This is a genomic window from Streptomyces prasinopilosus (assembly GCF_001419695.1).
GTDB lineage: Bacteria > Actinomycetota > Actinomycetes > Streptomycetales > Streptomycetaceae > Streptomyces > Streptomyces prasinopilosus.
On the sequence record NZ_LIRG01000072.1, the window covers coordinates 1 to 3,999 of the forward strand.

Genomic DNA, 3,999 nt, shown 5'->3' on the forward strand with positions numbered 1-3,999 from the left:
GGACGGGAACGGGCACGGCGACGGCACGGGGGCAACGGCGGGAAGGGGCCCGGGGCTCACCGGCCCCGCGCGGGACGCGGACCCGGCCGGGGTGCCGCGAACGGCCCCCGGTTCACCCGTCGCCCCGGGCGCGGTCCCGGACGCCGACGACGCCCCGCACGACACCCAGGTCNNTCGCGGCCGCGAGTTCCGGGGCGATGACCGAGAAGTAGCTGTCGGGCGTGGCCCAGGTGTTGCCCGGGGCCGCCAGGGCCAGGGCGCCGCCGGAACCGCCCTCGCCGACGACGAGCGTGGTGACCGGGGTGCGGGCGGCGGCCACCGCGGCGAACAGGTCGGCGATGGCCGCCCCCGCCCCCTGCCGCTCCGCCTCCGCGTCGTTGGCCGCGCCCGGGGTGTCCACCAGGGTCAGCACCGGGATGCCGAGCCGGTCCGCGAGCCGGATCAGCCGGGCGGCGGTGCGGTACCCGGCGGGACGGGTCGCCGTGCCGGTCTGCGCGGCGTAGGCGACCGTACGGCCCTCGTGGTCGCCGAAGCCGCAGAGCATGCCCTCGGGGTCGGTACCGCCGCAGCGGTCGCCGTGGATCGCGACGCGGTGGGAGAAGTAGGCATCCAAGTAAGCCCCGGCACGCGGGCGTTCGGGGGAACGGGCGCGCAGCACGGCCTCCCGGCCGGTGGCCGGGAGGCCGGCCGGGCCCCCGCCCGCACCCGCGCCGAGCGGCTTCGGCGGGGCGGCCGGGGCGGTGGACGGACGGGTCAGCAGCCGCAGCCACCGGCCCAGCGTGCCGCGCAGCTCCTCCGGCGGGACCACCGCGTCCACCGCCCCCGCCGCCCTCTGGGCCTCGGCCGTGTAGGCCGCCGGGTCGGCGTCCGCCGGACGGACCCGGGAGCCGGCGAAGCCGACCTGCGCGCCGGGCAGCGCGAGGACCACGTCGGCGCCCGCGCCCAGGGTGGCCCAGCCGCCGCCCGTCGTCGGGTCCCGCACCACCGCGACCTGCGCCGACCCGGCCTCCCTGGTGAGCACCGACTCGCGGGCCACCCGCTGGAGTTGGGTGAGGGCGAGCATGCCCTCCTGCATCCGGCTGCCGCCGGTGGCGATCAGCGGGACCACCGGCAACCGGTGCGCGCGGGCGTACGCGTACGCCGACACCAGCCGGTCGCCGGTGCGTTCGCCGAGCGAACCGCCGAGGAAGCCGAACTCGAAGGCGATCAGCACGGCCCGGACGCCCTCGACCAGGGCGGTGCCGCAGACCACCGACTCCCGCTCGCCGGTGCGCTCGGCCGCCCGGGCGCGGGCGGCGTCGTAACCGGGCCAGCCGAGCGGGCCGTCCGGGACGGACCCGGCGGACCCGGAGGAACCGGCCGACGTGGTGGACCCGGTGGGCCCGGTGGATCCGGTGGGCCCGGCGGACTCCCGCGCGGGGTCGGGGAGTTCGGCGAAGGTCGCGTCGTCGGCGACGAGGGCGACGGTCCCGCGCGCGGTGAGCCGGTCAGTCATGGCGCAGGGCCCGCTTCATGATCTTCCCCATGTCGTTGCGGGGCAGTGCGGCCAGGTGGTGGAGCACCCGCGGACGCTTGTGCGGGGCCAGGCGGGCGGCGACGTGGCCGGCCAGCTCGTCGAGCGTGGGCGGCGCCCCCGGGGACGAAGGGACCACCCAGGCGACGATCCGCTCGCCCAGGTCGGCGTCCGGCTCCCCGGTCACCGCGGCCTCCCGGACCCCGGGGTGTTCCAGCAGCGCGTTCTCGATCTCGCCGGCACCGATCTTGTAGCCCCCGCTCTTGATCAGGTCGGTGGCCTTGCGGCCGACGAGGCGGACGGAGCCGTCGGCGTCGCGCACCGCCATGTCGCCGGTGCGGAACCAGCCGTCGGCGGTGAAGGCGCCCGCGGTGGCGTCCGGCCGGTTCAGGTACCCGGTGAACAGGTTCGGACCGCGGACCTGGACCTCCCCCACGGTCTCCCCGTCGTACGCCGCCACCGGCGACCCGTCCTCCTCCACCAGCCGCAGCTCCACGCCCGGCAGCGGTACGCCCACGGTGCCGGGCCGGGCCTCGCCGTCCGCGCGGACGCCGGGCCGGGGGTCCGGGGGTGTCCACCGGGATGAGCACAGCATCAGCGTCTCCGTCATGCCGTACCGCTCGATCACCCGGCGTCCGGTGGCCGCCGCGATCCGCTCGTGGTCGTGCACGGGCAGCGCCGCCGACCCCGACACCAGCAGCCGCGCCCCGGCCAGCGCCCTCACCAGCTCCGGCTCGGCGGGCAGTGCCTCCGCGACGCGGTGGTACATCGTCGGCACGCCGAACAGCATGGTCGCGCCGCCGTTCAGCTCCCGTGCCACCCCCTCGGTGGTGAACCTGCCGAGGTGACGCACCGAGCCCCCGCGGCGCAGCGGGCCCAGGACACCCAGGACCAGCCCGTGCACGTGGAACAGCGGGAGCCCGTGGACGAGGACGTCGTCGCCGGTCCACTGCCAGGCGTCGGCGAGTGCGTCCAGGGTGGCGGCGATCGCGCGACGGGGGATGAGGGCGCCCTTGGGCGGGCCGGTGGTGCCGGAGGTGTAGACGACCAGGGCCGGGTCCTCGTCGTCCGCGCCGCCCCCGGCGAGGTCCCCGGGGAACGGACCGGGGGCGCGGTCGGCCGGGTCGACGTCCAGGCGGGCCAGGCCGGCCAGGGCCTCCGGGAGGTCCTGGCCGGGTGCGGCGAGGACCAGGTCCGGGGCGCTGTCGGACAGGATGTGGCCGAGCTCCCCGGCGCCCGACTTCGGGTTCAGGGGCACCACGGTCACCCCGGCGAGCAGCGCCGCGGTGACCGCGACCGCCGTCTCCAGGGCCGGGGTCGCCCAGACGGCGACCCGCCGCGCCCCCCGGACGGCCCCGGCCACCGGGGCGGCCGCGGCGGCGAGTTCCCCGTACGTCAGTGAGCGCCCGCCGAACCGGAGGGCGGGCCGGCCGGCTGCAGGGCCGTCGCCGCCGGCCAGGGCCGGGAAGAGAGAGGACACGCGTCGTACTCCTTGACCGTCGAGGAACCGCTGGGCGAACCGTCGGGGCCGTGCGGCCGGTGCCCGGGGACACCGGGAACCGGCCGGGGCCGACCGGGCTCCTACCCTGCCGGACGCCATCGGCACCACCGGCACCGGGCACCCCACCGCCGTCTCCGGTACCGGTACCGGCACGGCCGCTTCGTCCCTCACCGGCCGCCGGAGCCGGCAGCCATGGCCGGGGTCCGGTGCCGGGCGGACCCCAGGAAGGGCAGGCCCCAGGATGGGCGGGCCCGGGACGGAAGGCAACCGCGAACGAGGCGCGCGGGAGCGCGGGGGAGCGGGCCACGGCCCCCGCCGGCGCCCGTTCGCCCCGCGCGGCCCGGCGGGGGACCCGGTGCACGGCGGGCGTCGTCGGCCGGGCCGGGCCGGTGGCCGGCTCGTGCGGCGGGGCCGGACGAGCCGGAAGCCCAGCGGGGCGGACGAGACGCGGGGGACGGAGGGGCCGTACGGGCTACCGGGGGGATTCGCGGGAGGCACGGGAGCCGTCGTCGCCCACCGGGGGCTCTCCGGGGCGGCGGCCGTCCGGGAGGAACAGCACCGAGTTCACGTAGCGCGGGCCCCGGAGCGCGCCGTGCGGCAGGACGCGGCGCAGCAGGCCGTGGGAGACGACGTAGGAGACCCTGGCCTGGTGGGCCTCCAGGGGGAAGCGGGCCAGCGGGACCCAGGAGGCGCCGGGCAGCACCCAGCCCTCGNNTGCGGGACTCCAGCTCCACGAAGAGCGCCGGGCGGTCACGGGAGAGGATGCCGGTGGCGCCGCGCAGCACCGCCGACTCGTTGCCGTCCACGTCGATCTTGATGAAGTCGACGTCCTTCAGGCCCAGTCCGTCCAGCGTGACGCAGGTGACGTCCAGGGCGTGGCCGTGGATGTCCCGGCGGACCAGGGAGGACACCCCCCGGTCACCGCCGTCGTCCGGCGGCAGCCACAGCCGGGCGATCCCGGCGCGGTCCGAGGCCGCCGCGCGGA

Annotated in this window: 1 protein-coding gene and 3 pseudogenes; all 4 read right to left on the bottom strand. The window is 78.1% G+C overall.

Going from position 1 to position 3,999, the window contains the following annotated elements:
- Nucleotides 1-174 precede the first annotated feature (174 nt).
- A pseudogene (locus AOK18_RS04575) lies at nucleotides 175-1,495 on the bottom strand (carboxyl transferase domain-containing protein); the annotation flags it as partial.
- The gene (locus AOK18_RS04580; RefSeq protein WP_055693463.1) at nucleotides 1,488-2,993 is read right to left on the bottom strand and encodes an acyl-CoA synthetase; all 1,506 of its coding nucleotides are present in this window, start codon (nucleotides 2,991-2,993) and stop codon (nucleotides 1,488-1,490) included. The pseudogene AOK18_RS04575 and the gene AOK18_RS04580, both read right to left, overlap by 8 nt.
- Before the next feature lie 493 nt (nucleotides 2,994-3,486).
- Nucleotides 3,487-3,727 (bottom strand): annotated as a pseudogene (locus tag AOK18_RS33920) (FkbM family methyltransferase); the annotation flags it as partial.
- A gap of 2 nt (nucleotides 3,728-3,729) precedes the next feature.
- Nucleotides 3,730-3,999 (bottom strand): annotated as a pseudogene (locus tag AOK18_RS33925) (FkbM family methyltransferase); the annotation flags it as partial.